This window comes from Rhizobium viscosum (genome assembly GCF_014873945.1).
Taxonomy (GTDB): domain Bacteria; phylum Pseudomonadota; class Alphaproteobacteria; order Rhizobiales; family Rhizobiaceae; genus Rhizobium; species Rhizobium viscosum.
Genome location: NZ_JADBEC010000001.1, coordinates 2,989,150 through 3,013,706 on the forward strand (window position 1 = coordinate 2,989,150; position 24,557 = coordinate 3,013,706).

Sequence of the window (24,557 nt, forward strand, 5' to 3'; positions counted from 1 at the left end):
TTCCCTTCTCCTCAAGCAGGGAGAAGGGATCCTTGATCAGGCAGCAACGCTTGCTCCACTCTCAAAAGCAAGCCCCTCATCCGCCCATCCGGTCAGGCCGCCGATCATCAGCTTGACGGACAGGCCGAGACGGGAGAGACGAAATGCGGCCTTGTCCGCGCCGTTGCAATGCGGCCCGGCGCAATAGACCACAAACAGCGTATCGGCAGGCCATTCGGACATGCGGTGTGCGGTCATCTTGCCATGCGGCAGGTTGAGGGCGCCGGGGATATGCGAAAGGGCGAAGAGCGCCGGCGAGCGGACGTCGAGAAGGACGAAGTCGATCTTGCCCGAAGCAAAGGCGGCGTTCACATCCGAGCAATCGGTCTCGAAGGCGAGCTTGCGGGCAAAATGTTCGGCGGCGGCTTCAGGTTCTGCTGCGGGGATTTCGGAAACGGGGCTCGGCATGATCTTGTCCTTTCTTGCCTCTGGTTGCCGCCGATCATTGCCGATGCTAGTGATGGACGAAATTGGCCATCACGACGGATAGCGTAAAGATCATGCCAAAATCGGATGTTCACACGACCCGCGGACCGCATGTGGTGGCGCTTGCCTATGACGGGCTCTGCACCTTCGAATTCGGCATCGCCTACGAAGTCTTCGGCCTCTCACGGCCGGAGATGGGCGAGGGCTGGTATCGCTTTTCGGTCGCCGGCATCGAGCCCGGTCCGTTGCGCGCGGCAGGCGGGCTGACCGTTGCCGTCGATAAGGGACTGGAACTGCTTGGCGAGGCTGATCTCATTATCGCGCCGGGCTGGCGGGCGATCGACGCGCCGGTGCCGGAGCCTTTGATCGCAGCGCTTCGTGCCGCCCATGAGCGCGGGGCGCGGGTGATGTCGCTGTGTTCGGGTGTCGCCGTGCTTGCCGCTTCCGGTCTGCTTGCCGGGCGGCGGGCAACGACGCATTGGCGCTATGTCGCCTCGATTGCGGCGCGTTACCCTGACATCGCACTCGATGCCGATGTGCTCTACATGGATGAAGGCAGCATCCTGACGGCAGCGGGTAGTGCCGCAGGTATCGACCTTTGCCTGCACGTCGTGCGTGGTGATTTTGGACCCGACGCGGCAAACAGTGTGGCGCGCCGGCTTGTCGTCCCGCCGCATCGCGAGGGCGGGCAGGCGCAGTTCATCGCCGCGCCCGTGCCGGAAGAGCGCGAGGGCATTCGTTTAGGACCGCTGATCGAATGGATGCGCGAACGGCTTTCCGAGGAGCAGCCGATCAGCCTGCTTGCCGGCAGGGCGGGCATGAGCATGCGCACCTTCCAGCGTCGCTTCGAGGCGGCGACGGGCGACAGTGTCGGCGAATGGCTGCTGAAGGAGCGGCTGCGGCATGCGCGCGATCTTCTGGAGAAGGAGCTCGCGGTGTCGCTTGATGATATTGCCGCCGCCAGCGGCTTCGGAACGTTAGCGACGATGCGCCACCATTTCCGGAGGCGGTTAGGAACGAGCCCGAGCGCCTATCGGAAGTCATTCGGCAATTAACACGCCTCAGGCTTGCATTTGTTTTTTGCTTCGCCTAAAGGGGCGGCATCATTTGTTTCTGGAAAGGGAGCGCAAGATGACAAAAATCTCAGTACGCCCCGAGAGGGTTTCGGCTTAACTCAGTCCGCGGGCTGACGGATGCCGGTTGACCATCGCCGTCTGCGCGATGAAAGACCACTCATATCCAGAGTTCATTTATCATGGGCAATTCCATCGGGAGCGGAAGCTCCCCGATAATGCAGGCGTATCCGCCTGCGCTCATCCATCATTTCTTTTCCGGCCGCACCTGGATCGAGGGTGCAGCGCTGGATCAACTTGCCGAAATGTCCCGTCTTCCGGGCGTTTCCGAAATCGCCGCCTTCCCGGATCTGCATCCCGGAAAATATGGGGCAACCGGTGTCGCATTGGCATCGGAGCGCCTGCTTCCGCTGCTTGTTGGCAACGATATCGGTTGCGGCATGTCGCTCTTCCAGCTCGATCTGCCGCCGCACAAACTTAAGATCGACAAGGCGGCAGAGCGGCTTCGCCAGCTTGAGGCCGAAGAGATCGGCAATCCCGCTCTTCTGCTTGAGGAGGCGGGCTTGCCGACGTCCCTGGCGCCGGATGCACTCGGCACGATCGGCGGCGGCAACCATTTTTGCGAGTTGCAGGCCATCGATGCGCTTGCCGAAGGCGGTGTTGCCACTGGTCTGGATGGGCATGCTCTCTACCTGCTTGTCCATTCCGGCTCGCGTTCACTTGGCGCTGCCTTCTTTTCGGAGGCGGTCGACGCTCATCCTGATCTCGCAGCCGGGCTTTTGCCGGGTTCGCAAGGCGCCGTCACATGGCTTGCGAATCATGACCGATGCGTCGCCTGGGCATCGCTGAACCGGCGGCTGATCGCGGCACGGGCAGCGGCGGCGTTGCGTGCGGATCTGCGGCTCGTCGCTGATGTGCCTCACAATCTCGTCCGGTCCTCCGGTCGCGCTTTCGTGCACTACAAGGGGGCTGCGGCAGTTACGCCGGGAGAACTCGCGCCGATCGCCGGTTCGCGTGCAAGCCTTAGCTACGTGGTTTGCCCGACAGCCGATGTCTCCCGATCGCTTGGGGGCATATCGCATGGGGCCGGTCGCAAATATGACCGTGCCAGCATGCATGGGCGGGCCGGTCGCAATCGATCCGAGCGTGAACAGCTGCTGCGCAACGCATGGGGTGGCATTGCCATTTGCGATGACCGGGCGCTCGTCATCGAAGAGGCGGCGGCCGCCTATAAGGATGCAGGGCAGGTGGTCGCCGACCTCGAAAATGAGAAGCTGGTGAGCGTGCTTGCCAGCTTCCGGCCGCTCGTCACCTTCAAGAAGGCGGTTGACGAAGCCGAGGTCGAGCAGCGGCGGCGCAAGCCGAAATACCGTCGTGAAGGAGGGCGTGGTCGTGAGCGCTATTGATCTCCTCGTCACGTCGGGCAACGGTCCAGTCGAATGCCGAATCGCGGTCTCTGCGCTTCTCAGGATCCTTGAGGACGAGGGGAAACAGCAAGGGTGCTCGCTGCATGTCAACCTTGGACCAATGCCGGATCACCACGGTGCGAAGTCGGCGATCGTCACTATAGAGGGCGATGCGGCGGAGCGGATTGCGACCGGCTATTGCGGTACGATCCGTTTCACCTTCAAGAGCGCGGTTCGCCCCGGCCACAAGCGGCAGAACTGGTATGTGGCGGTGCGGCGCATCGATCTTCCGCCTAAAGGCAATGCGGTGACGATCAATCCTGCCGACCTGCAATTCGAGACGTTGCGTGCCGGCGGGCCGGGTGGGCAGCATCAGAACACGACCGACAGCGCGGTTCGTGTCCTGCATCGTCCGAGCGGCCTTGTCGTGACCGCCCGGGATGAACGCTCGCAGCATCGCAACAAGGCACTGGCAATCCGGCGCCTGCAGGCGATGCTGCAAGATATCGAGGCGGAAAAGCAGGAGGCGGCGAAAGCCGGGCGCTTCATTGCCAATCGCACGATCGAGCGCGGCAATGAGGTCAAGGCCTTCAGGCTGTGACAGTTAGCCAGATGCGATCGACGCCCTTACCGAGGGCGCCGATCCATTTGCCTTTCATCCGCTGTTGACGCTGGATGCGGGACAGACTTCGTTCAGTCGCGGGCTCTAAAAGTAATAGTCCCGCTCGATCCCGTCATAACGCCCGGTCTTGAGGCAACAGTTCTTGAAACCTCCTCCTTGATCTGCAGGGGCAGGGGTCGTTACGTCCGAGTTTTTCGATCAACTCGACGTCACCATGAACGAACCGGTTGCCCGTCTTGACGCTGGTTTCGGAAGGGAAGGACTTGCGTCGCTTTGACGTGACCTCAAAAGCTCACATCGTTGAAGGTCTTGCGTGACATGATGGCCTCCATCAAAAAAGCCGCCGTCTCAGGGACGGCGGCTTCTCAATACCAGCCCTTCGCAGAACGGCAAGATCGTTCTTACTCCGCAGCCTGGCGCGCCATTGGGTTGTTTGGATGCGTCGTCCAGTTGGCGTAGTTCGGGTCAACGACCTTGCCGGTGCGCTTGTCGAGCGAACCGGCGGGAAGCTGCTCCATGGTGATGCAGTTCTCGACCGGGCAAACGCTGACGCAGAGATTGCAGCCGACGCATTCCTCGTCCATCACCTCGAAATGGCGAACGCCATCGACGAAGTTGGTGATCGCCTGGTGCGACGTGTCCTCGCAGGCGATGTAGCAGCGGCCGCACTTGATGCAGGCGTCCTGGTCGATCTTCGCCTTGGCGATGTAGTTGAGGTTGAGATACTGCCAGTCGGTGACGTTGGGCACAGCGCGGCCGGTGATGTCATCGAGGATCTTGTGGCCCTTTTCATCCATCCAGTCCGACAGGCCGGTGATCATTTCCTGCACGATCTTGAAGCCGTAGGTCATGGCCGCCGTGCAGACCTGCACGTTACCGGCGCCGAGCACGAGGAATTCGGCCGCATCGCGCCAGGTGGTGATGCCGCCGATGCCCGAGATCGGCAGGCCGTAGGTTTCGGGATCGCGGGCGATCTCGGCGACCATGTTGAGCGCGATCGGCTTGACCGCCGGGCCGCAATAGCCGCCATGGCTGCCCTTGCCGCCGACGGTCGGGTTCGGCGCGAAATTATCGAGATCGACCGAGACGATCGAGTTGATCGTATTGATCAGCGAGACGGCGTCCGTGCCGCCGGCCTTGGCGGCGCGGGCGGGGCGGCGGATATCGGTGATGTTGGGCGTCAGCTTGGTGATGACGGGCATACGGGTGTACTGCTTGCACCAGCGCACGACCATTTCGATATATTCCGGCACCTGACCGACGGCCGAGCCCATGCCGCGCTCGGACATGCCGTGCGGACAGCCGAAGTTCAGTTCGATACCGTCAGCACCGGTTTCTTCCACCAGCGGCAGGATGGCTTTCCAGGCCTGTTCCTCGCAGGGGACCATGATCGAGGCGATGAGGGCGCGATCCGGCCAGTTCATCTTGACCTGCTTCATTTCCCTGAGATTGGTCTGCAGGTCACGGTCGGTGATAAGCTCGATATTGTTCAAGCCAAGCAGGCGGCGGTCGGCGCCCCAGATTGCGCCGTAACGCGGACCATTGACGTTGACGACAGGCGGGCCTTCTTCGCCCAATGTCTTCCAGACGACGCCGCCCCAGCCGGCCTTGAAGGCGCGCTCGACATTGTAGGCCTTGTCGGTCGGCGGCGCGGAGGCGAGCCAGAAGGGGTTCGGGGACTTGATGCCGACGAAATTATTGCGGAGATCAGCCATTGTTCATTCTCCCCTTCAGGCGACGGCGACAGCCGGAGCGGCTGCGGCGGACAGGGTGCGGTGAATGGATTCGGCCGCGTCACGGCCATGGGCGACGGCAGATACGGTGAGGTCTTCGCCGCCGAAGACGCAGTCGCCGCCGGCCCAGACACCTTCGATCGATGTGCGGCCTTCAGCATCCACGGCGATACGACCGGTTTCCATCCGCAGCGCGCCGAGACCTGAGGTCTCGAATGTCTGGCCGATTGCCTTGAAGATCTGGTCAGCGGCGATCACGCCGGTTTCACCGGTGCCCGAAAGGCGGCCATCGACGATCGCAGTATATTCCACCTCGATCGCTGCCACCTTGCCATCCTGCGAGAGGAGGGATTTCGGCGCCAGCCAATGGCGGATGATGACGCCCTTTGATGTCGCGAGATCCTGCTCGAATTCCGAGGCGTTCATATGTTCCTTGCCGCGGCGGTAGCAGATCGTCACTTCCTCTGCACCGAGCAGCTTTGCCTGCACTGCGGCGTCGATTGCCGTCATGCCGCCGCCGAGAACGACGACGCGGCGGCCGATGGCGATGTCGCCCTTGTTGCCGGCCTGGCGCAGGGCGGCGATGAAATCGACGGCGTCATCCACACCGGGCAGGTTTTCATTGTCGACGCGCAGCGCGTTGACGCCGGCAAGGCCGAGACCGAGGAAGACGGCGTCATACTGGCTCTGCAGATCGGCGAGCGAGAAATCGCGGCCAAGCTGCTGGTCGTGCCTTACCTCGATGCCGCCGATCGACAGGACGTAATCGACTTCTTTCTGGGCGAAGTCATCGACCGTCTTGTAGGTGGCAATGCCATATTCGTTGAGGCCGCCGGATTTCGGCTTGGCGTCGTAGATCACGACGTCGTTGCCCTTGACGGCGAGGCGGTGGGCGGCTGCAAGACCGGCGGGACCGGCGCCGACGACGGCGATCTTCTTGCCGGTCGGCTCAGCACGCCGATAGAACTGCTTGTCGGCGGCCATTGCCGCGTCCGTCGCGTATCGCTGCAGGCGGCCGATCTCGACAGGACGCTCCTCGGCGGTGTTGCGCACGCACGCCTGCTCGCAGAGCTCTTCGGTGGGACAGACGCGGGCGCACATGCCGCCAAGGATATTCTGGTCGAAGATCGTCTTCGCCGAACCCAGCGGATTGCCGGTCGAAATCTGGCGGATGAAGAGCGGGATGTCGATGGAGGTCGGACAGGCCGTCATGCACGGCGCGTCATAACAGAAATAACAGCGGTCGGCGGCCACAAGCGCTTCGTGATTGTCGAGGCGCGGATGAAGATCGGAGAAATTAGCCTCGTACTCGGCGGAGGAAAGCCGGCCGGCACGAATCCCAGTTTCCAGGCGTTCCATTGAAGTTCCCTCTTTATTGGTAACGACTAGTGAGGGAATCGTAACTCAGGTTCAAAAATTTATCAAACGGTAAAATTTTGGCAATTTTCTTTCGCGAACGCCATTTAAGTAATTGATTTTGTTTATTGTGATAATTCTTTAGGCAGGCTCTGCCTTCCAAATGAGTGGATGGGAGTGGCCATCCAATTCGGGTGTCCGAGAAAAAGATTGATAAAAGTCCAATTTTTTTCCGATGGGACGGAACCAAAGTTAATGAGCGTAGTTAATGCGATATCCGAGTGATGACCGCATCGACCCAACATGCGCGCCCCCAACCCATCATTCGGACGAACTCACGGTCCCCTCCCGGTGAGTGGAGACAGCTGGTGCGCCGCCCTCGCACCGGCTGTTTTTCCGTTGTGGCCCCAGCAATTTTTGCAAGCGGGCAATTCCAGAAAATGTGTGCTGCGGTTTTGAGGCCGCAATTACGTGAGAGGCAAATGTCTCAGGCGCGCTTCAGGATTTCGAATTCCGTTTCCGGGACCGTCAGGTGATATTCGATGCGGCCGGGGAGGAGCGTCAGTTCGGCCTTGCCGTTGACGGAGGAGGGCACGACACGCTCCAGCACCGTCCGGCCGAAGGTGTTTTCGCTGAATTCATGCACGTCGGCGCTGTTTGGAAGCACTTCCACCCAGGCGAGTTCAATTGCCTTGCGGCCTGCGATGTCAGCTTCCCGGCAATTCAGCGTGACCGACGTCGCCCCGTTGGCGATTGCACCGTAGGAGGCGGAGTTGACGATCAGTTCATGCAGCGCAAGACCGAGATGCACGGCGGCGTTCGGCGTCAGATGGGCGTTGATGCCAAAGATCGGCAGGGAGCCTGATGTTTCCGGCCAATAGGGGGCAAACTGTTTTTCGGCGAGTTCGAAGAGGAAGGCGCCGCGCCAGCTGGAATCGGTGATCAGATCCTGCGAGTTGGAGAGTGACTGAAGGCGTCCGCGGAACTTCATCAGGAAAGCATCGAGAGAAATGGTGTTGCGTGCGGTCTGCGTGGCGATGCCCTGGATGATGGCAAGCAGGTTCTTGGAGCGATGGGAAAGCTCTCGCAGCAGCGACTTCAGCACCTTTTCGCGATGCCGGCTTTCGGTAATCTCCGAGATAATGGAGAGCAGGCCGTAATTGCCGCGTGCGCCGGTGCGTTGAACGTTCAGTTCGAATGTCCTGACTTCGCCGTCGATTGCAACATCGACCTCGGCATTGCTTGAGGCACCGGTCTCGAGCACCCTGCGCTTCATCGCGGCAAGGGATTTGCCGTGTGCTTCGCCAAACAGCGAGCCGTCATCGCCACCGGTGACGAAACGCTTCCGGAAATAGGGGAGGAGATTTTCGGCATAAACTATGGCAAGGCTCGCATCCTGATACAGGAGCGAGATAGCGGCGCTGGCGAGCGCGCGCTCCATAATGGCCGCCTTGCCTTCGGTGGTGAAAGGCGTTCCGGACAATGGTCCAGTCGTATTCACTCGGCCGCCTTTCCTCAGTCCCTTCGAACATGCGGAGGGATGATGTTACCCTCCCGACAAAATTGCCGGTCATTCTAAAAGCAAGCGCTGCAAAAACCGTTAAAGCCTCCAATACGCTCCGGCAAAGCCGGAACGCATCGTTGCCGGAATGGTTCCGGCACGGCTGGAATTCATGTTTCAGGCCGCCACACGGGTCGTTTCGTTGAAGAAAAGCGCCTGACTGATCAGGGCCTTGACCATGTCGGGGTTGAAGGGCTTGGTCACGAGGAAGGTGGGCTCCGGCCGCTCCCCGGTCAGCAGTCTCTCGGGGAAGGCGGTGATGAAGATGACGGGCACGCTCGATGTCTTCAGGATATCGTTGACGGCATCGATGCCCGAGCTGCCGTCGGCAAGCTGGATATCGGCCAGCACCATGCTCGGCTTCGTCTTGTTGTAGAGTGCTACGGCTTCCGTATGGGTGCGGGCTATGCCGGTCACGCGATGGCCGAGGCTTTCGACCATCTGCTCGATATCCATGGCGATCAGCGGTTCGTCCTCGATGATCATGATATCGGTCGCTACCTGGCGCGAGATCTCGTGCGAAGCCTTGTCGAGCAGCTGCATGGTTTCCTCTTCGGTGATTTCGAGAATTTCGGCGATCTCCGAGACCCGGAAATTCTCGACGGAGGCGAGCAGGAAAGCCTGCCGGGCAAGCGGTGAAACCTTCGAGAGGTTCAGCGTCGCGCGCTGCTCCCAGGCATAGGGAGAGGAGGGCTCAGGAATCTCGACTGCAGTGGAACCAAACAATTGCGTGAAGAGTTTGTAGAGTGCGACGCGGTCATTCGCGGTATCCGGGAATATGGAGAGATCGGCGATGATCGCTTCGAGGACGGCGGCGACATACGCGTCGCCAGAAGTCTGAGTGCCGGTAAGAGCGCGGGAATAGCGACGCAGATAAGGAAGGTGCGGCGCAATTCGAGTGGAAAGTGTCATTAAAAACTCCCGTCTAGGCCGGTGAATGGCTGCAATAAGCTGAAAACGCGAACTTCATAAAAAAGTTCCGGAGGGAGGAACTTTTTTTGTAGCATCGCATTATCCTAGCCGACAAATGAAGGGCGTCACGTTTTGACCCATGTGAAAGGAATTGATCTGCGGCATCAAGGGTTTGAAAGAACCGGCTTGATCGATCGTTTATCCGTTCCATTTACCTTTTACAGCCGACTTTGCCTTTCATCCCGAGACAACAGGCAAGAAGTGATCAGTTGATGACGACACAGAAGACAGAAGCACCGGACCAGCGCCAGCTGGAGTTGCGGGCGAGCGACATACTGGATCCGAACAATCAGATCGGCGTCAGGTTGCGGTCGCTTTACGCTGCCGCGCAGGAGGAAGCTATTCCCGAGCGTTTCCTCGACCTGCTGGAAAAGCTCGACCAGGCCGAAATGATGGCTTCCGCAAAGATGGCCGAATAGGAATACCGGCATGGAAAAAGCGCAACCGAGCTTCAAGCGCGAACTCCTGGCGGCCCTGCCGAGCCTTCGTGCTTTCGCCATATCCCTGATCGGCCGGCACGACCGCGCTGACGACCTGGTTCAGGACACCATCATGAAGGCCTGGGCCAAGCAGGATCACTTCGAGATGGGCACCAACATGAAGGCCTGGCTCTTCACGATCCTGCGCAACGAGCTTTACAGCCAGATGCGCAAGAGCGGCCGCGAGGTGCAGGACAGCGACGGCCTGTTTACGGAATCCATGGCGACGCACCCGTCCCAATACGGCGCACTCGACCTGCAGGACTTCAAGAAGGCGCTGGACCAGCTGCCGCCGGACCAGCGCGAAGCGATTATTCTCGTCGGTGCATCGGGTTTCTCTTATGAGGAGGCGGCGGAAATCTGCGGCTGTGCCGTCGGCACCATCAAGAGCCGCGTGAACCGTGCGCGCCAGCGTCTGCAGGATCTCCTGCAGATATCGGGCGAGGCGGATTTCGGCCCGGATGCTACGTCGGCGCCGCTGACGTCGAAGGCCTTTGCCTTCTGATCAACCTGTTTCCGTGGGAGGAAGGAAGGCCGGTTGCCCTGCGGGGCGCCGGCTTTTTTATTATATTACGCGGCCCGTCGGCGCGATTGCTTCAATAAAGAGGTAGAGAAAGCACAGTACGCCAAGTCATTGGGCGCGCTAGGTGTTTTGCGGCAATCGAAGATGAGAAGAATGCGGATTAGTCGTCCCGCCTCGAACCCACGAGATTGGCGGCGACAAGAGCGGCTACTATGCCTGCAGTCAATAGCGGCTGAGAGCGGACCAGGCCGATGCCGACGGTTGCCAGGGATTCAAGTGCGGCGCGACGTTCGCGGGCGCGGCGGGCTTCCTGGCGATTGATGATTGCCATGATGACGAAGACGATGATCGCGATCAGCAATGCGCAGGCCGCCAGGAAAAGCGAAGCGCCGATCGGTCCATAGATGCCTGCGAGCCAGATTGCTCCTGCGGTCACGGCAAGCGCATAGGCGGTCAGCAGAAAGAGCAACGCAACGGCGATGAAGATGCCGTTGCGCTTGGTGCGTTCCACCGTGCGGTGGACACTGGTGCCTATGAGCAGGCTCAGGATCGGGTAGAGCATCGTGCCTCCTAGCGGCGGGCGAGCATAGCGACGAGCAGGCCGAAGGCAGCAGCGGCACCGACTGTTGCGAGCGGATGGCGACGCACGGTGCTCCGCACTTCGCTAGCGCCGCGCAGATAGCTCTGCTGCAGCTCGCGCAGCAAATCCTCGCTGCGGCCGAGAATGTCCTCATAGCTTGCGGATGCCTGCGAGCGCAGCTTTTCACCTTGATGGCGGGAGGTCTTGCCGAGAACATGGGTGAGTTCGGCGAGCTCTTCGCGGAGCGCCTCGATCTGGTCCTCGATGCTGGTTTCGAGCTTGTGGAGAGGGCCGTTGCGGCGGCTGCGGCTGGATTGGAAGAAGGAATAGGCCATGACTGTCTCCATAGCTGGGCGCGGACAAGCGCCGCCCGGTTTCGCGCGGGGGTCAGGACCATCAATGGCACGGAAGAGCGCGCCCGGCCTTGACCCAAATCATTGCGGACAACGCATTTGGGCTGGAAAGGTTCCTCAGTTGGCGGGAAGCGCGCTGTGTGCAAGCACGAAGGGCGTGCCGTCGACCGGCACCTTGTTAACGCGCAATGGGCAGCCGAAGACGGACTGCATGCATTCGTCCGTCAGTACCTCGCGGACGTTGCCAGCGGCTGCCAGCCGGCCGGATTTCATCAGCACGATCCTGTCGGCGAAGAGGGCCGTCAGGTTGAGATCGTGCATGACAGCGATCACCCCGCCGCCGCGTTCGCAGAAATTACGCGCCAGCGTCATGATCGTCAGCTGATGGCTGATGTCGAGACTGGAGACCGGCTCATCGAGCAGCAGCCAGCATGGCTTGCCGTCGACGACCGGCTCGGCGATCTGGCAGAGCACGCGGGCAAGCTGAACGCGCTGCTGCTCGCCACCCGAGAGTTCTTGGTAGAAGCGTCCTTCGAAGCCGATGAGATCGACGGCGGCAAGCGCTTTTGCGGCCGTCTCATCGGCCTGATCGGGGTGAAGGTTAAGGCCTGATGTCAGGCCCATGCGGACGATTTCACGCACGGTGAAGGGAAAGGAGATGCTGCTTGCCTGTGGCAGGACCCCGCGGGTGGAGGCAAGCTGCCAAGGCTTCAGCGTGCGCACCTCTTCGCCGTTCAAACGAACGGAACCGTCATAGGCGAGCTCGCCGGAGACGGCCTTCATCGTCGTCGTCTTGCCGGAGCCGTTGGGGCCGGCAATGGCGGTGAGTTCGCCGGCCCTGGCCGTGAAGGCGACGTCACGCACGATGGTCTTGCCGGAGAGGCGCACGCAGGCGCCGGAAACTTCGATCATCGAAACAAACTCAAAGGGCAAGGCGCGAGCGCTGCCGCAACAGGATCCAGAGGAAGAAGGGGCCGCCGACCGCTGCCGTGATGATGCCGATCGGCAGTTCGGCGGGTGCTACGATGGTGCGGGCGAGCACGTCGGCAAAGATCAGCAGCGAGCCGCCAAGCAGAGCCGAGGCCGGCAGCAGGAAGCGGTGGTCCGGACCGATCACCATGCGCAGGATATGCGGAACGACGATGCCGACAAAGCCGATGCCACCGCTGACGGCAACGGAAGCACCGGTGGCGGCTGCGACGGTGACAATGGCGATATTCTTCAGCCGCTGGACGGGCACGCCCATATGGAAGGCGGCGGCTTCACCGAGCGTGATCGCGTTCAGGCCGCGCGCCATGAAAGGCAGGGCGATGAAGGACAGGATGATGATGGGGCCGGCTGCTGATATCTTGATCCAGGTGGCGCCGGCAAGCGAGCCCATGCCCCAGAAGGTGAGGTCGCGCAGCTGCTGGTCGTTGGCCATATAGATCAGCACGCCCGTCAGTGCGCCGGCCAATGCGCCAAGTGCGATGCCGGCGAGCAGCATGGTGGCGACGGAGGTCTGGCCGTTGCTGGTGGCGACCCGATAGAGCAGCAGCGTCGTGGCGAGGCCGCCGCCGAAGGCTGCAAGCGGCAGGGCGTAGATGCCGAGCGCAAGGTAGAGCGGTGCGGCGATCGTGCCGCCGAGCACGATCATGACGACAGCGCCGAGGCCGGCGCCCGAGGAGACGCCGACGAGGCCGGGATCGGCCAGCGGATTGCGAAACAGGCCCTGCATGACCGCGCCGGAGACGGCGAGCGATCCGCCGATCAGGAAGCCGAGGATGGCGCGGGGCAGGCGGATATCGAAGATGATGATCCGGTCGCGGGCGCTGAGTGCCGTTTCCGAGCCCGTCATGTTTCTGATAACATCGAGGACGGAAGCGTCCGACGCGCCTGTCGTGATGGAAAAGAGCAGGGCGAAGACGGAAGCCACTACGAGAAAGGTGATACCCAGCAGGGCGAGGTTGGTTCTATCACCCGCCTGCCTGCTTCTGCGGAAGGCCACAGAGAAGGATCGCCTGTTTCCCATCATGGCTTCCGGAACGGCCATCGTCAGCCCCCGTAGATTGCCGCGTTGAGTTCGCGGACGGCGCTCGCCGTGCGCGGACCGAAGCCCAGCAGATGCATGCCGTCCATGCGGATGATCGCCTTGTTTTCGCCGGCCGGCGTCAGCGCGATCGACGGCTGGGCAAGCAGATCCTCGTTCTTGGTGCCGGCACCATCGCCGCGGTTCATCATCAGGATCACGTCGGGCTTGGCGCTGATGATCGCCTCGTCGGTGAGCGGCTTGTAGCCCGGGAATTCGCCGACAGCATTGATGGCGCCGGCAAGCTTGATGATGCCATCAGCGGCGGTGCCGATGCCTGAAGCCATGATGCGGCCGTTCTGTGCGCTGAGGATGAAGAGAACGCGCTTGCGCTCCGCTTCGGGGCGCTTTCCGGCGTCTGCGACGGCGGCGTCGAGATCGGCGCCGACCTTTTCCTCAAGCGCCTTAGCCTTATCCTGAACGTTCAGCAGCGTGCCGACGCGATCGATCTTGGCGATGATGCCGTCGCGCGTATAGGCGTTCGGAACGGTTTCGAAGGGCACGCTGGCGTTCTTCAGAACGTTCAGCGCTTCCTGCGGACCTGAGCCCTCGACGGCGATGATCGCCGTCGGGTTCATGGCGAGAATGCCTTCCGGCGAAAGCGCGCGCATGTAGCCGACGTCGGGCAGCTTCAGGGCGGCTTCCGGATACGTGCTCGTCGTATCGCGGGCGATCAGCCTGCTTTCCTCGCCGAGCGCGTAGATGACTTCGGTGACGTCGCCGCCGACCGAAACCAGCCGCGAGGTATCGAGCACCTTGTCTTCGGCGCGGGCGGCGCGGACGAAAGCAAAGCTCTCGCCGGCCGGTGCTGCCGGGATCAGCGGCAGAGCCATGACGGCCGCCGTCAGGGCCAGCTCCCAGAGGCGGATCCGGCGCAGGTTTCTAGGCATCTTCATCGTTGCGATCCTTATGCGGCGACGCTTGTTGCCCGCGGCAGGTTTTCCATGATGTCACGCCATTCGGCATTCTCGTCCGAGCCTTCCTTCCGCTTGCCGAAGAACTGGATGATCATGTTGCCACCAGCATCATAGGCTTCGAGCGAGGTGACGTGGCCGTCCTTGGTCGGCTTGCGCACGGCCCAGGTCTCGGCAATGTGGTCCTGGCGCAGGTGCAGGTGGAAGGTTTCGTCGAGGATGTTGATCCACGGACCCATCGGCTGGACGTTGAAGATCGGGCCGGAATGGATCTGCACGATGCCGTTATTGGCAACGAAGCACATGATCGGTAGGCCTGACTTGACGGAGGCATGCATCATCTCTGCCGTCGCGGTATTGTCGAGCTTCCAGGCATAGTCGTCGCCGACGGAGCGCACGGCGGCCTGACGGCCGATCTTCAGGCGCTTCAGCATGCCGAAGAATTCGTGCGTGTCGGTCATCTTGCTCCAGTTATCACGCAGCTCTTCGCGGCTGACATTGCCGTCTTCGTCCGCATCGGCGGAAGCCTCTGCTTCGACGAGTTCCTGGCCCTGGTCCTCGAGCTTCAGCTCGGCGACGATGCGATGGTAGGCCTCGACATTGGATGCAGGGCGCAGGTGGATCTTGTGGACAGCGTTGCCCGTCTTGTCGAAATACTGGAGGCTGAGGCGTTCCGTGTCGCCGTCCCTCTTGGTGACGGCAAAGGCGTGGACCCAGCGGCTTGGAAAGACGCGTAGATCGATATTTTCGCCGAGTACGATGGCGTTGTGCTCGCCGACCTTGATGTTTTCGTAGACACCGATCTTCTCGTGTACGGCGCTTTCGTTGCGCGACAGGGCCATGACTTCGCCGAGATCGGCGACGCGCTCCAGGAGTTTTGCGGCGCTGGCATCGATTCTGACAGCGCTGATGCCGACTTCGGCTGCGACGAGGGCCGCCTCGGAAATCTTCAGCTGCGCGGCAATATCGCGCTCGCGCATCTTCGGATTTTCAGCGCGGAACGCGCGGATTTCGGATGGTGCCGGTCTGGTCTGCTCGGTCATGTTCTACCCTGCTATTAGCTTACTTGTTGAGAATGAGTTTGCCCTGACGGGTGATCTTCAGGCGGTAGATCACGCCGTCGTGCCGGATCATGATCTCGTTTGAGCCGCGAAAAAGATCGCTGCCTTCGAGAACGCGGATCTCGGCCACTGCTGGTTCGTTGCGCAGCTGTGCGAGCTTAAAGGTATCTGGCTTTTCAACCATCATTTCGGTCGGCTTATTCCGTGATTGCGGGGGCAAGACCCCGGTTCCGGTGACATTTATCTTGACTCTCATACTCATAGTTTTTTAAAGACGCAATAATTGAAGACAAAAGCAGTCAAGTTTTTGATCCTGCTGTTTTGAGGCCGCTGGGCGGCGGTCAATTTGCTTATGGAGAGGCGATGATGACGGGTCGGTTTGCCGCGTTTGCGGCTGGTGTGCTGTTTTCGGTGTCCGGTATTGCAGAGGCCTATGCGCAGGATGCGGCTGCAGCCGCCAAACTTGACGTCGAGCTCAATGCGCTGGCGCCCTCGCAGAAGGGCTGCATGATGACCTTCGTTGCCGAGAACAATCTGCAGACACCGATCAACAAGATCTCTTTCGAACTTGCCTTCTTCAACGACAAGAATGCCGTCGACCGCATCACCGTGCTCGATTTCCGCGATCTGCCGCAGGGCAAGAAGCGCGTGCGCCAGTTCGATATGCCGAACGTCAAATGCGAGACGGTCACGCGCATCATCATCAACGATACGCCGGTCTGTGATGGGCCGGCGGCCGGCGAATGCATGAAGGGTCTCGTGACCCGCTCGCAGATAACAGTTCCTTTCGAAGGCTAAACCCAGGCCGGGATGAAGCCCGGCGCGCATGTTTCAGGCTGTCCGAGGCGTAAAATGGCAATTTCAGCGAAGTCCAGATCGAGACACGTGCTCATCGAGGAGGCGAGCGCTGACGAGAGCCTGAACGACAATAATCCCGGGCATGAGCTTTCCGACCTGCACAATGCGCAGCGACAGCCGGCCGGCGAGACCGTCATTCATTATGCGCGTTTCGCGCAGATATCCTCCTTCCCCGATCATCCGGAAGCCGCACCCGCATCCTCGGTCACCCCGCCACCAATGGATGCGGCGGTGGAAAAGCAGGAAGGCGAGAAGGCGCCGGTGCGGCGCCGGCTGACGCTGACCTGTATCTGCTCGCTGGTCTTTCATGCGGCATTGGCGACTGCGCTGATCGTCGCGTTTCCCAAGGCTCCAGAAGAGGCGATCGAAGAAGCTGGTCAGGCGGTGAGCGTCGTCATGTACGGCAATTCCGACGTCGATCAGACAGCCGCCGGCGAGACCGAAACGACCGTCCAGGAAGAGATCATTCCGGAGGCGGTGCAGCCCGACACGATCCAGCCGACGAAACCCGAGACAGCGCAAGTTCAACCGGAAACCGTTCAGCCGACCGAGGTTACGCCTGTCGAAACGCAGGACCCCGTTCAGCAGGCGCCAGCGCAGGAAGTAACGCGGGTTTCGCCGGAAACCTCCGCGGCTGTGGAGCCGGAAATTCTGGTTTCCGAGGTGCCGGCCGAAGAATCCGTTGTGCAGCCGATGTCGACTGTCGTTCCCGAACACCAGGTGACGGTCGACACGGTTTCTCCTGAAGTGCAACCATCTGAGGTGCAGCCGACTGAAGTAAAGCCCGCAGAGACCCAGCGTGAGGTCGCGCAGGCCCCCGAAGAGGTGAAGCCTGTCGAAACGGCTGAAGTCCAGCCTGAGCCGGAGAAGTCTGAGGAGGTTGTCACGCCGATGCCGAAGCCGAAGGTGGTGAGGCAAGAGAAGCCTAAGCCGGTTGAAAAGAAGCGTGCGCCTAAGAAGACTGCTGGTTCGCAAGGTGAAGGGCAGCAGGATTCCCAGAGAGGCGTTGCTGAGGGGAGTTCGTCGGCGCAATCCGATAGCAATTCGCAGGCTGCCAGCAACAATAATGATGGTGTCGGTACTGCGGCAATTGCCAACTACAAGGGCAAGGTCCGAAGCCGTATTCGTCGCGCCATCAGGAAGCCCCGTGGTGTCGAAGGCAGCGTTGTCGTGACCTTTTCGGTGAGCGGCAACGGTGGACTGACTTCGGCTCGCGTTTCGCAGGGATCGGGTATTCCCGATATCGATCAGCTTGCTCTTGACGCTGTACGTCGGGCTGCGCCGTTCGGCCCTCCGCCAGGTGGGCAAGCCATGACCATCTCGGCACCAATCCAGATCCAATAAATATGATAAAAACAATCAACTTTATACTTTACTCTAAAAATCAAGTTTAATAAGGTCCGTTCGCACACGCAGGAATCGTGTGACGATTAACGAGCGAACGGGTGGTAAATGGCTCGAAGGGCGAAGAAGGGGGCGAACCGGGACATCCGTGTTCAGGCCGATCAGGAGACGAAAGAGATCTCCTCGGGCCGCTCCAAGCTGGATGGCCGCAGTTTCCTCTATGTCGGCGGCCGCGATTGCCAGGTGGCGCATCTGCGCCAGATTGCCAGCAATTTCGGGGCAGAGCTCATCCACCATGATGGCGGGCTTCGCGAAGCGGTTTCCCGCATCGATACGCTGCTTCCCTCCGTCGACTGCGTGTTCTGCCCCATCGACTGTATCAGCCACGATGCCTGCCTGCGTGTGAAGACCGGCTGCAAGAAGTTCAGCAAGGCCTTCATCCCGCTGCGCAATGGCAGCAAGTCCAGCCTGGAGCGTGCGCTGCAGACGATGAACGAACGAGACAATTCCCGATGAATGGACATTTTTTCGATGAATAATGGGCACCCTGACGGGTTCACGATGATCGGCCTGCACAAGCTCGCCGCTCACGGCGGCGACGGCCTCGTGCCGGAGCTTTACGAGGTTTTCCTTGAGAATGCCGCGCGCCAGCGCAGCTATCCGAATGTTGTGCTGTTTCCCGCTTGGGAAGCGCGCATGCCCGGTGAAGCTGCTGTAAAACCCATTGGCGCGGACGCTGCTGATGGCAATAATATCGTCGCGTTTCCGCGTTATGCGGAGCGGGCAAAGAAGAAAAAGGCGTGAGGATTTTTTGATGTATATCGCGATGAACCGCTTCAAGGTTGCGGCCGGCGCCGAAGGCGATTTCGAGACTGTCTGGCGCAATCGCGATTCCAGCCTTTCCGAAGTTCCCGGCTTCATCGAGTTTCGCCTGCTCCGTGGCAAGGCCAATGCGGAGGAGGGCTATACGCTGTTTTCCTCGCATACGCTCTGGCGCAGCGAAGAGGATTTTCTGAACTGGACGAAGTCCGAGAATTTCCGCGCCGCGCATCGCAATGCCGGCGACAACAAGGGCCTGTACAAGGGGCCGCCGGTGTTTGAAGGCTTCAACGTCGTTGACGGCATATGAGCGGCGATCCCGATCGTATCGAGGTTCTGCCGGTCCTGCCGTCGCTCGATATCGCAGAGACGCTCATCTTCTATCGCGATCAGCTTGGCTTTGCCAAAATAATCTATCAGGCGCCGGATTATCTGATCCTCCGGCGCGATGAGATGGAGCTGCATTTCTGGCTAACCGATGACCGCGCTCTGCCGGAAAAGACCTCGGTCTATCTGCGAGGCGGGCGTATTGGTGCGCTGCACGCGGAATATAGCGCAAAGGCTGTTCCGCGCCTATCCGAGATGGAGGTGCGGCCGTGGAATATGGAGGAATTCTATATCCATGATCCTCACGGCAATCTCCTGCGCTTCGGGCGTATACCGAAGTCGCCGAGTTAAGCCCGAACGCGGAAGAACGCGCTCGCCGAAACTACCAGCCAGCCCAGCATCATCGCCCAGCCGCCAGTCGGCGCGGCATAGGGAAAGATGCCGGAGCCGGTAAAGCGCAGGGTGACGAGATCGCCCGCGAAAAGCAGCGTCCCCACGATCATCAGCAAACCGGCGAGCCAGGTGGTTTTGATCTTGCCGGCCCCGAGGGCCAGCGCCAGAAGAGCAGGGGCATGCGCCAGGCACATGGTGGAGGCCGAGGCGGCGAGATGCGCATCGCCGCCGCCATGGGCGGCAAGGGCGGCGAGCGCCACGCCTGTCAGGCCGAACAGGCCGGCAAAGAGGAAGAGCACCGGCTCGATACGCGTGTTCAGGCTCATGACTATTCCTTGTTCTGCATGTGATGGGCGAGCCGCTCGACCGGCGTCCAGATGAGATCGCGTAGCGCCTGGCTGGGAATGGTCTCGTCCATCGCCTGGCGGAAGCAGAGCAGCCATTCGTCGCGTTCGACAGGGCCGATCTCGGCAACGAAATGACGGCTGCGCAGACGGGGATGGCCGCGCTTGTCGGTATAGAGCGGGGGACCGCCGAGATAGCCGGTCATATATTCGTAGAATTTCTCTTCGCTGCCTTCGAGGCTTGGCGGGTGCACGGCGCGCACGTGTTTCGTCTCCGGCAGCGTATCCATCAGCTCATAGAAGCGATGCGTCAGAGCCCGGACGACCGGATCGCCGCCGATCGCCTCGTATAAAGTCGTCACTTGCTCTGTCACAAAACCATCCCTTGAAACCCGTCCCTACATGCACCCGTTAAAAAAGGATCGCAACTGTCATCAAAACGCCGCGGCATTTCGCCCATAATCCCTTGCAGGACAGGGGATCTGATAGATTATTCTTGACAAAACCGTCCGGACGGTATCTTTGTAAATCCATGTCAAACGCTCATCATCGCAAGAAACAACCCGTGCTCGTGCGCCAGCAGTTGCTGGAGGTTGCCGCGCGTCTTGCCGGTGAGAGCGGCATGAGCGCTGTCACGCTCGATGCGGTCTCGGCTGCGTCGGGTGTCAGCAAGGGCGGGCTGCTGCATCACTTCCCCACGAAGAATGCCCTGCTGGACGCCCTATTCGAAAGCCTGCTGGAGAAGTTCGACGCCGATATAGACGAGTTGATGCGCGGCGATCCGCTGCCGCAGGGCCGTTTCTCGCGCGCCTATCTGCAGGCGGTGTCCGGGCTGAAGGATCGTCCCGACGATTCCCGAAGCTGGACGCAGGTGACGATCGCCCTGCTTGCCGAACCCCGGCTGCGCCTGCGCTGGCGCCAATGGGTAGCGGCAAGAGCCGAGGAATATATCGGCACCGACTCCGCGCTCGACACCCTGATCGTGCGTTTTGCCGCCGACGGTCTGTGGTTCGCAGATACGTTGGAAAGCCATGATATCGGTGACGCTCTGAGGCGAGAGCTGATTGCCCGCCTCATCGAGCTGACCCACAAGTAGATCAAGAAGGAATACCGCCATGAACCCGGCTGCCGTCTATGGGCTGCTCGTTGCAGCTATCGTGCTTGAAGTTATCGGCACGACCGCGCTTCAGCTTTCCCAGCAATTTACCCGTCTTGGGCCGACGGCGCTCGTCGTCGCCTGCTATGGGGCTGCCTTCTACTGCCTGTCGCTGACGCTGAAGCATATCCCTGTCGGGATCGCCTATGCGATCTGGAGCGCTTTGGGAATCGTGCTGATTTCCTCCGTCGGGCTCGTGTTTTTCAAGCAGAGGCTGGATACGCCTGCCATTATCGGCCTCGGCCTGATCATATCAGGCGTGGTCGTCGTCAACCTGTTCTCCAAGACCGTTTCCCATTGATGTGAAAAGGGGTTTTCCCGGCCGCAGGACCGGGAAAAATCCGCTTTGTCAAAATACCGACAAAGGTCTATGTCTTCCTCTGACGCGGAGGAGGGACTGCTTTGGCTGCCCATCTTTCCAAAGCGCTTTGAATCCCGCCTTCCTGCTTGCCAAAAATCCAAAGGTTCTAGAGGAGCATAGTCATGGCCATTCGCACCGTCGTATGGGGAGAGAACATCCATGAGACAACCAACGAGATCGTCCGGGGCATCTATCCCGAAGGCATGCACACGACCATCGCCCAGGCGCTGAACACCGACCCGGCGATTTCGGCGACCACGGCGACACTGCAGGAGCCCGAGCATGGCCTCACCGAAGCCCGGCTTGCCGAGACCGATGTCCTGACCTGGTGGGGTCACAAGGATCATGGTGCGGTCTCCGACGTCGTCGTCGAGCGTGTCGCCAAGCGGGTGTGGGAAGGCATGGGCCTGCTCGTGCTGCATTCCGGCCATTTCTCGAAGATCTTCAAGCGGCTGATGGGCACACCCTGTGCGCTGAAGTGGCGCGAGGCAGGCGAGCGCGAGCGTCTGTGGACGATCAATCAACGCCACCCGATCGCAACTGGTCTCGGCGAGCATTTTGAGCTTGAAAACGAGGAGATGTACGGCGAGCAGTTTTCCGTTCCGGAACCGCTGGAGACGGTGTTCATCTCCTGGTTCCAGGGCGGCGAAGTCTTCCGCTCGGGCCTGACCTGGCGGCGCGGGGCCGGCAACATCTTCTATTTCCGTCCGGGTCACGAAACCTATCCGACCTATCACGATGCAAACGTGCAGAAGGTGCTGATCAATGGCGTGAAGTGGGCCTATAACCCGCAGGGCGCATTGAAGAGCATCACCGATGCCCCAAATGTGCCGGTAGAGAAGGCACTGGAGCCGATCGTCGAGCGCGGCCCGAGACTGCATCAGGCCGGCGAAGCCGGTTACCGCTGAGGAGCATCCATGCGACTACTCGTTCTTGGTACGGGCGTGATGGCGAAAAACCAGCTCGCCCATTTCATGAATATCGACGGCGTGACCGTGGTCGGCGCCGTCGACACGGATTCCGACCGTCTGGCCGCCTTTGCCGACAAGTTCAATATAGAGAAGCGGTTTCTGACGCTCGACGAGGCGATCGCCTGGGGCGAGTTCGATGCGGCGACCAACATCACGCCTGACCGGATCCACCATCCGACCACCATGGCGCTGATTGCTGCCGGCAAGCATGTGCTTTGTGAGAAGCCGCTGGCGGAGAACTATCCGAAGGCGCTGGAGATGACGGAAGCGGCCGAGACCGCCGGGGTCATCAACATGGTGAACCTCACCTATCGCAACGTTGCTCCCCTGCAGCGCGCCCGCGAGATGGTGCTATCGGGCGAGCTCGGCACGATCAAGCATGTGGAGGCGTCCTATCTGCAGAGCTGGCTGGTATCCCGCGCCTGGGGCGACTGGCGCACGGAATCGACCTGGCTGTGGCGTTTGTCGACGGGTCACGGTTCGAACGGCGTGCTCGGCGATGTCGGTATCCATATCCTCGATTTCGCCGCCTATGGCGCGGCGACCGATATCGATCACGTCTTTGCGCGGCTCAAGACCTTCAACAAGGCGCCGGGCGGGCAGATCGGCGAGTATATGCTCGATGCCAATGACAGTTTCACCATGTCGGTCGATTTCGCCAATGGAGCGCTTGGCGTCATCCATGCCAGCCGCTGGGCGACCGGTCATCTGAACGAGCTGAAGTTGCGTATCTATGGCGAGAAGGGCAGTCTCGAAGTCATCCACCGCCCAAGCGGTTCCGAGCTGCATGGCTGCCTCGGCGACGATGTGGAAACGGCGAGCTGGAAGCCGGTCGATGTGCCGCCGGTTCCAACCAACTACCAGCGCTTTGCCGAGGCCGTGGCAACGGGCGTACAGCTCGACCCGAACTTCCGTCATGCGGCAAACCTGCAGAAAGTGCTCGACCTTGCCATGGTCACCGAGCGCGAACGCCGCGAGCTGAAGGTCTGATATTCTCCCCGTATCTGTCTTGGAGATCCTTACCGCCGCCCTTCGCGCGCGGCGGTAACATGCGGCAATTGACCGCTAAAACCTGTACTTAAGTGTACTTGAGCCACGCCCGGCACTATCCATATTTGCTCAATGGCCAACGCGGTAACCGTCGTGTCGGCTCCTGCGCGGAAGGCCATGTCATTCCCAAAGCACTTTCGTTTTTCTTCGAAATGCGGAAGCGATCTTTCTTCGTTTTGACGCAATTCCGGATGCAAAGCGAAACCGCCGTGCACTTTTGCTGGAATTGCTCTAGTCGGCAACGGAAAACACATGACTGACATTATCGCCAATACACCCCTTCCCGAAAAATCCGCCCCCGAGACACAAGACTTTGCCACTGCCGGGATCGCCCCTATGGACCGGCCGAGCGCGATAACGCGCTTCTTCATGGGCATCGTCGCCTGGGCCGAGGGCCTGAATTTCAAATATGCCAAACTCGGCAATCCGCCGGTCTATGATAACAACGTTTTCCCGTGGGCGAAGGAGGTCGAGAAGGCTTGGCCTGAGATCCGCGCCGAACTGGACCGTGTGCTGGTACGCCAGAGCGAACTGCCGAGCTTCCAGGAAATCTCCACCGATGTGCAGACCATTTCCAAGGATAATCGCTGGAAGACCTTCTTCCTCGTCGGCTTCGGGGTGAAGTCGGAGCAGAATATCCAGGCCTGCCCGGAAACCTGGAAGGCGGTGCAGAAGATCCCCGGCCTGAAGACGGCGATGTTTTCGATCTTCGAGCCCGGCAAACATCTGCCGGCCCATCGCGGACCCTATAATGGCGTATTGCGCCTGCATCTCGGCATGATCGTGCCAGAACCGGCCGACAAGCTTGCCATCCGCGTCAAGGACCAGATCTGCCACTGGCAGGAAGGCAAGGCGCTGATCTTCGACGACGCCTATGAGCACGAGGCCTGGAACCACACGGACAAGACGCGTGTCGTTCTGTTCATCGATTTCGTCAAGCCGCTGAGATTCCCGGCGCGGCTGATCAACTGGGCTCTGCTCAATCTTGCGATTTTCACGCCGTTCATCCGCGAAGGGCTCGATAATCACAAGGAGTGGGAAAAGAAGTTCTATGCGCAGGCGGAAGCGCTGCGCAATCGCGGGTAAGCAAGGGGCTCCCTCCTTGCTCTCCGTCATCCTCGGCCTCGTGCCGAGGATCTAATCACGTTGATGATAAAGGCGACGGCTTAGATACTCGGGACAAGCCCGAGCATGACGACTCGGAGGGGCGTACCCCGGTCCATAAGCAATAGGCCCCGCCGGAGCGGGGCCAACTGCTATTACTCGATCACCTGAACCACACGATGGGTCTGCGGCTCGACGATCACATGGCGATTGTTGATCACCGTATAGGCATAGCGCGGATTATCCGGCACCGGGATCACCTGGACATTTGCGGGCAGCGGCTTGCCGACGACGATCGGCTGCTGCACCACGACTGCCGACGGCGGGGCCGGCTGCTGCTGCACATAGGTTACGACCTCGCGCGGCGGCGGATCGACGACAGCACCGGCGACACCGCCTGCCACGCCGCCAATGGCAGCGCCCACGGGACCGCCGACAATGGCGCCGGTGATTGCGCCGCCGGCAGCACCCGTCACGGCTCCATCAGCCATCGCATTCGTGGCCAGAGACGAGAGCGCAAGCGCGCTCGACACAAGAATGACCTTGTACATTTTCTTCTCCTTGGCTCCAGAGCATTTTCGTTTTTCGAGGAACACGGAAATGCTCTACCTCTTTGTTTTTAAAACAACTCCTCACAAAAAAATCGCGTTGCAGTTCTGCTGGA

The 24,557-nt window shown here is 60.5% G+C and carries 31 protein-coding genes; 16 read left to right on the forward strand and 15 right to left on the reverse strand.

Annotation, left to right across the window (positions count from 1 at the left end; all coding sequences use genetic code 11):
* Nucleotides 1-36: 36 nt before the first annotated feature.
* Nucleotides 37-447: a rhodanese-like domain-containing protein gene (locus tag H4W29_RS14600; protein ID WP_192729539.1), complete on the reverse strand. Its 411-nt coding sequence runs from the start codon at nucleotides 445-447 to the stop codon at nucleotides 37-39.
* 92 nt (nucleotides 448-539) lie between these two features.
* On the opposite strand from H4W29_RS14600, the gene ftrA reads away from it, so the two are divergent.
* The 3 genes from ftrA (at nucleotide 540) to prfH (ending at nucleotide 3,545) form a co-directional block, all read left to right on the forward strand.
* A complete protein-coding gene (gene ftrA / locus H4W29_RS14605) occupies nucleotides 540-1,520 on the forward strand; it encodes a transcriptional regulator FtrA (RefSeq protein WP_192729540.1) in 981 nt (326 codons plus the stop codon).
* 200 nt (nucleotides 1,521-1,720) lie between these two features.
* Nucleotides 1,721-2,944: an RNA ligase RtcB family protein gene (locus H4W29_RS14610; protein WP_192729541.1), complete on the forward strand. Its 1,224-nt coding sequence runs from the start codon at nucleotides 1,721-1,723 to the stop codon at nucleotides 2,942-2,944.
* On the forward strand, nucleotides 2,931-3,545 hold the full coding sequence (gene prfH, locus H4W29_RS14615) for a peptide chain release factor H (protein WP_192729542.1): 615 nt from the start codon (nucleotides 2,931-2,933) through the stop codon (nucleotides 3,543-3,545). Before H4W29_RS14610 ends, prfH begins: the two co-directional genes overlap by 14 nt.
* 422 nt (nucleotides 3,546-3,967) lie before the next feature.
* On the opposite strand, the gene preA is transcribed toward prfH, so the two are convergent.
* From preA to H4W29_RS14635, 4 genes are all read right to left on the reverse strand, one after another.
* Entirely contained in the window at nucleotides 3,968-5,281 is a 1,314-nt protein-coding gene (gene preA / locus H4W29_RS14620) for an NAD-dependent dihydropyrimidine dehydrogenase subunit PreA (RefSeq protein WP_192729543.1), read from the reverse strand.
* Nucleotides 5,282-5,296: 15 nt separating this feature from the next.
* Nucleotides 5,297-6,658, reverse strand: coding sequence for an NAD(P)-dependent oxidoreductase (locus tag H4W29_RS14625; protein WP_192729544.1), 1,362 nt, complete (start codon nucleotides 6,656-6,658; stop codon nucleotides 5,297-5,299).
* Nucleotides 6,659-7,142: 484 nt separating this feature from the next.
* Nucleotides 7,143-8,138 (reverse strand): sensor histidine kinase, encoded by a 996-nt coding sequence (locus H4W29_RS14630; protein WP_192730743.1) that lies wholly within the window; start codon nucleotides 8,136-8,138, stop codon nucleotides 7,143-7,145.
* A gap of 195 nt (nucleotides 8,139-8,333) precedes the next feature.
* Nucleotides 8,334-9,128 carry a response regulator gene (locus H4W29_RS14635; RefSeq protein ID WP_192729545.1) on the reverse strand — a complete coding sequence of 265 codons (795 nt, stop codon included), beginning with the start codon at nucleotides 9,126-9,128 and terminating at the stop codon, nucleotides 8,334-8,336.
* Between the two features lie 272 nt (nucleotides 9,129-9,400).
* On the opposite strand from H4W29_RS14635, the gene H4W29_RS14640 reads away from it, so the two are divergent.
* On the forward strand, nucleotides 9,401-9,607 hold the full coding sequence (locus H4W29_RS14640) for a NepR family anti-sigma factor (protein WP_192729546.1): 207 nt from the start codon (nucleotides 9,401-9,403) through the stop codon (nucleotides 9,605-9,607).
* A gap of 10 nt (nucleotides 9,608-9,617) precedes the next feature.
* Nucleotides 9,618-10,172, forward strand: a complete 555-nt coding sequence (locus H4W29_RS14645) for an RNA polymerase sigma factor (protein WP_007815244.1) — start codon at nucleotides 9,618-9,620, stop codon at nucleotides 10,170-10,172.
* Nucleotides 10,173-10,350: 178 nt separating this feature from the next.
* Here the strand turns inward: H4W29_RS14645 and H4W29_RS14650 are convergent, their stop codons facing one another.
* The 7 genes from H4W29_RS14650 to hemP form a co-directional block, all read right to left on the reverse strand.
* Entirely contained in the window at nucleotides 10,351-10,752 is a 402-nt protein-coding gene (locus H4W29_RS14650) for a hypothetical protein (RefSeq protein WP_192729547.1), read from the reverse strand.
* An 8-nt stretch (nucleotides 10,753-10,760) separates the two neighbouring features.
* On the reverse strand, nucleotides 10,761-11,105 hold the full coding sequence (locus tag H4W29_RS14655) for an ElaB/YgaM/YqjD family protein (protein ID WP_192729548.1): 345 nt from the start codon (nucleotides 11,103-11,105) through the stop codon (nucleotides 10,761-10,763).
* Between the two features lie 135 nt (nucleotides 11,106-11,240).
* On the reverse strand, nucleotides 11,241-12,035 hold the full coding sequence (locus H4W29_RS14660) for a heme ABC transporter ATP-binding protein (protein WP_192729549.1): 795 nt from the start codon (nucleotides 12,033-12,035) through the stop codon (nucleotides 11,241-11,243).
* 10 nt (nucleotides 12,036-12,045) lie between these two features.
* The gene (locus tag H4W29_RS14665; RefSeq protein WP_192729550.1) at nucleotides 12,046-13,155 is read right to left on the reverse strand and encodes a FecCD family ABC transporter permease; all 1,110 of its coding nucleotides are present in this window, start codon (nucleotides 13,153-13,155) and stop codon (nucleotides 12,046-12,048) included.
* Nucleotides 13,156-13,157: 2 nt separating this feature from the next.
* On the reverse strand, nucleotides 13,158-14,087 hold the full coding sequence (locus tag H4W29_RS14670; protein ID WP_192729551.1) for a heme/hemin ABC transporter substrate-binding protein: 930 nt from the start codon (nucleotides 14,085-14,087) through the stop codon (nucleotides 13,158-13,160).
* Nucleotides 14,088-14,098: 11 nt separating this feature from the next.
* On the reverse strand, nucleotides 14,099-15,148 hold the full coding sequence (locus H4W29_RS14675; protein WP_192729552.1) for a hemin-degrading factor: 1,050 nt from the start codon (nucleotides 15,146-15,148) through the stop codon (nucleotides 14,099-14,101).
* 19 nt (nucleotides 15,149-15,167) lie between these two features.
* On the reverse strand, nucleotides 15,168-15,353 hold the full coding sequence (gene hemP, locus H4W29_RS14680) for a hemin uptake protein HemP (RefSeq protein ID WP_192729553.1): 186 nt from the start codon (nucleotides 15,351-15,353) through the stop codon (nucleotides 15,168-15,170).
* A 179-nt stretch (nucleotides 15,354-15,532) separates the two neighbouring features.
* Here hemP and H4W29_RS14685 point away from each other — a divergent pair, with 179 nt between their 5' ends.
* The 6 genes from H4W29_RS14685 (at nucleotide 15,533) to H4W29_RS14710 (ending at nucleotide 18,865) form a co-directional block, all read left to right on the forward strand.
* Nucleotides 15,533-15,964, forward strand: a complete 432-nt coding sequence (locus H4W29_RS14685) for a hypothetical protein (RefSeq protein WP_192730744.1) — start codon at nucleotides 15,533-15,535, stop codon at nucleotides 15,962-15,964.
* A gap of 54 nt (nucleotides 15,965-16,018) precedes the next feature.
* Nucleotides 16,019-17,368 carry an energy transducer TonB family protein gene (locus H4W29_RS14690; protein WP_192729554.1) on the forward strand — a complete coding sequence of 450 codons (1,350 nt, stop codon included), beginning with the start codon at nucleotides 16,019-16,021 and terminating at the stop codon, nucleotides 17,366-17,368.
* Nucleotides 17,369-17,476: 108 nt separating this feature from the next.
* On the forward strand, nucleotides 17,477-17,884 hold the full coding sequence (locus H4W29_RS14695) for a DUF2325 domain-containing protein (RefSeq protein WP_192729555.1): 408 nt from the start codon (nucleotides 17,477-17,479) through the stop codon (nucleotides 17,882-17,884).
* Nucleotides 17,885-17,899: 15 nt separating this feature from the next.
* Nucleotides 17,900-18,172 carry a hypothetical protein gene (locus H4W29_RS14700; protein WP_192729556.1) on the forward strand — a complete coding sequence of 91 codons (273 nt, stop codon included), beginning with the start codon at nucleotides 17,900-17,902 and terminating at the stop codon, nucleotides 18,170-18,172.
* Nucleotides 18,173-18,182: 10 nt separating this feature from the next.
* Nucleotides 18,183-18,497: a heme-degrading protein HmuQ gene (gene hmuQ, locus H4W29_RS14705; RefSeq protein WP_192729557.1), complete on the forward strand. Its 315-nt coding sequence runs from the start codon at nucleotides 18,183-18,185 to the stop codon at nucleotides 18,495-18,497.
* Entirely contained in the window at nucleotides 18,494-18,865 is a 372-nt protein-coding gene (locus H4W29_RS14710; protein WP_192729558.1) for a bleomycin resistance protein, read from the forward strand. The genes hmuQ and H4W29_RS14710 overlap by 4 nt, the downstream gene beginning before the upstream one ends.
* Here the strand turns inward: H4W29_RS14710 and H4W29_RS14715 are convergent.
* Nucleotides 18,862-19,233 carry a DUF423 domain-containing protein gene (locus H4W29_RS14715; RefSeq protein ID WP_192729559.1) on the reverse strand — a complete coding sequence of 124 codons (372 nt, stop codon included), beginning with the start codon at nucleotides 19,231-19,233 and terminating at the stop codon, nucleotides 18,862-18,864. The two genes, H4W29_RS14710 and H4W29_RS14715, sit on opposite strands and share 4 nt — an antisense overlap.
* 2 nt (nucleotides 19,234-19,235) lie before the next feature.
* Complete coding sequence (locus H4W29_RS14720; protein WP_192729560.1) at nucleotides 19,236-19,625, reverse strand: group II truncated hemoglobin; 390 nt, start codon at nucleotides 19,623-19,625, stop codon at nucleotides 19,236-19,238.
* 158 nt (nucleotides 19,626-19,783) lie between these two features.
* Here H4W29_RS14720 and H4W29_RS14725 point away from each other — a divergent pair, with 158 nt between their 5' ends.
* From H4W29_RS14725 to olsC, 5 genes are all read left to right on the forward strand, one after another.
* Nucleotides 19,784-20,347, forward strand: coding sequence for a TetR/AcrR family transcriptional regulator (locus H4W29_RS14725; RefSeq protein ID WP_183732094.1), 564 nt, complete (start codon nucleotides 19,784-19,786; stop codon nucleotides 20,345-20,347).
* Nucleotides 20,348-20,366: 19 nt separating this feature from the next.
* A complete protein-coding gene (locus H4W29_RS14730) occupies nucleotides 20,367-20,708 on the forward strand; it encodes a DMT family transporter (RefSeq protein WP_192729561.1) in 342 nt (113 codons plus the stop codon).
* A gap of 182 nt (nucleotides 20,709-20,890) precedes the next feature.
* Nucleotides 20,891-21,676, forward strand: a complete 786-nt coding sequence (locus H4W29_RS14735) for a ThuA domain-containing protein (RefSeq protein WP_192729562.1) — start codon at nucleotides 20,891-20,893, stop codon at nucleotides 21,674-21,676.
* A gap of 9 nt (nucleotides 21,677-21,685) precedes the next feature.
* Nucleotides 21,686-22,729 carry a Gfo/Idh/MocA family protein gene (locus tag H4W29_RS14740; RefSeq protein ID WP_192729563.1) on the forward strand — a complete coding sequence of 348 codons (1,044 nt, stop codon included), beginning with the start codon at nucleotides 21,686-21,688 and terminating at the stop codon, nucleotides 22,727-22,729.
* A 312-nt stretch (nucleotides 22,730-23,041) separates the two neighbouring features.
* On the forward strand, nucleotides 23,042-23,875 hold the full coding sequence (gene olsC / locus H4W29_RS14745; protein WP_192729564.1) for an ornithine lipid ester-linked acyl 2-hydroxylase OlsC: 834 nt from the start codon (nucleotides 23,042-23,044) through the stop codon (nucleotides 23,873-23,875).
* A 173-nt stretch (nucleotides 23,876-24,048) separates the two neighbouring features.
* On the opposite strand, the gene H4W29_RS14750 is transcribed toward olsC, so the two are convergent.
* Complete coding sequence (locus H4W29_RS14750) at nucleotides 24,049-24,444, reverse strand: DUF1236 domain-containing protein (protein WP_192729565.1); 396 nt, start codon at nucleotides 24,442-24,444, stop codon at nucleotides 24,049-24,051.
* Nucleotides 24,445-24,557 lie beyond the last annotated feature (113 nt).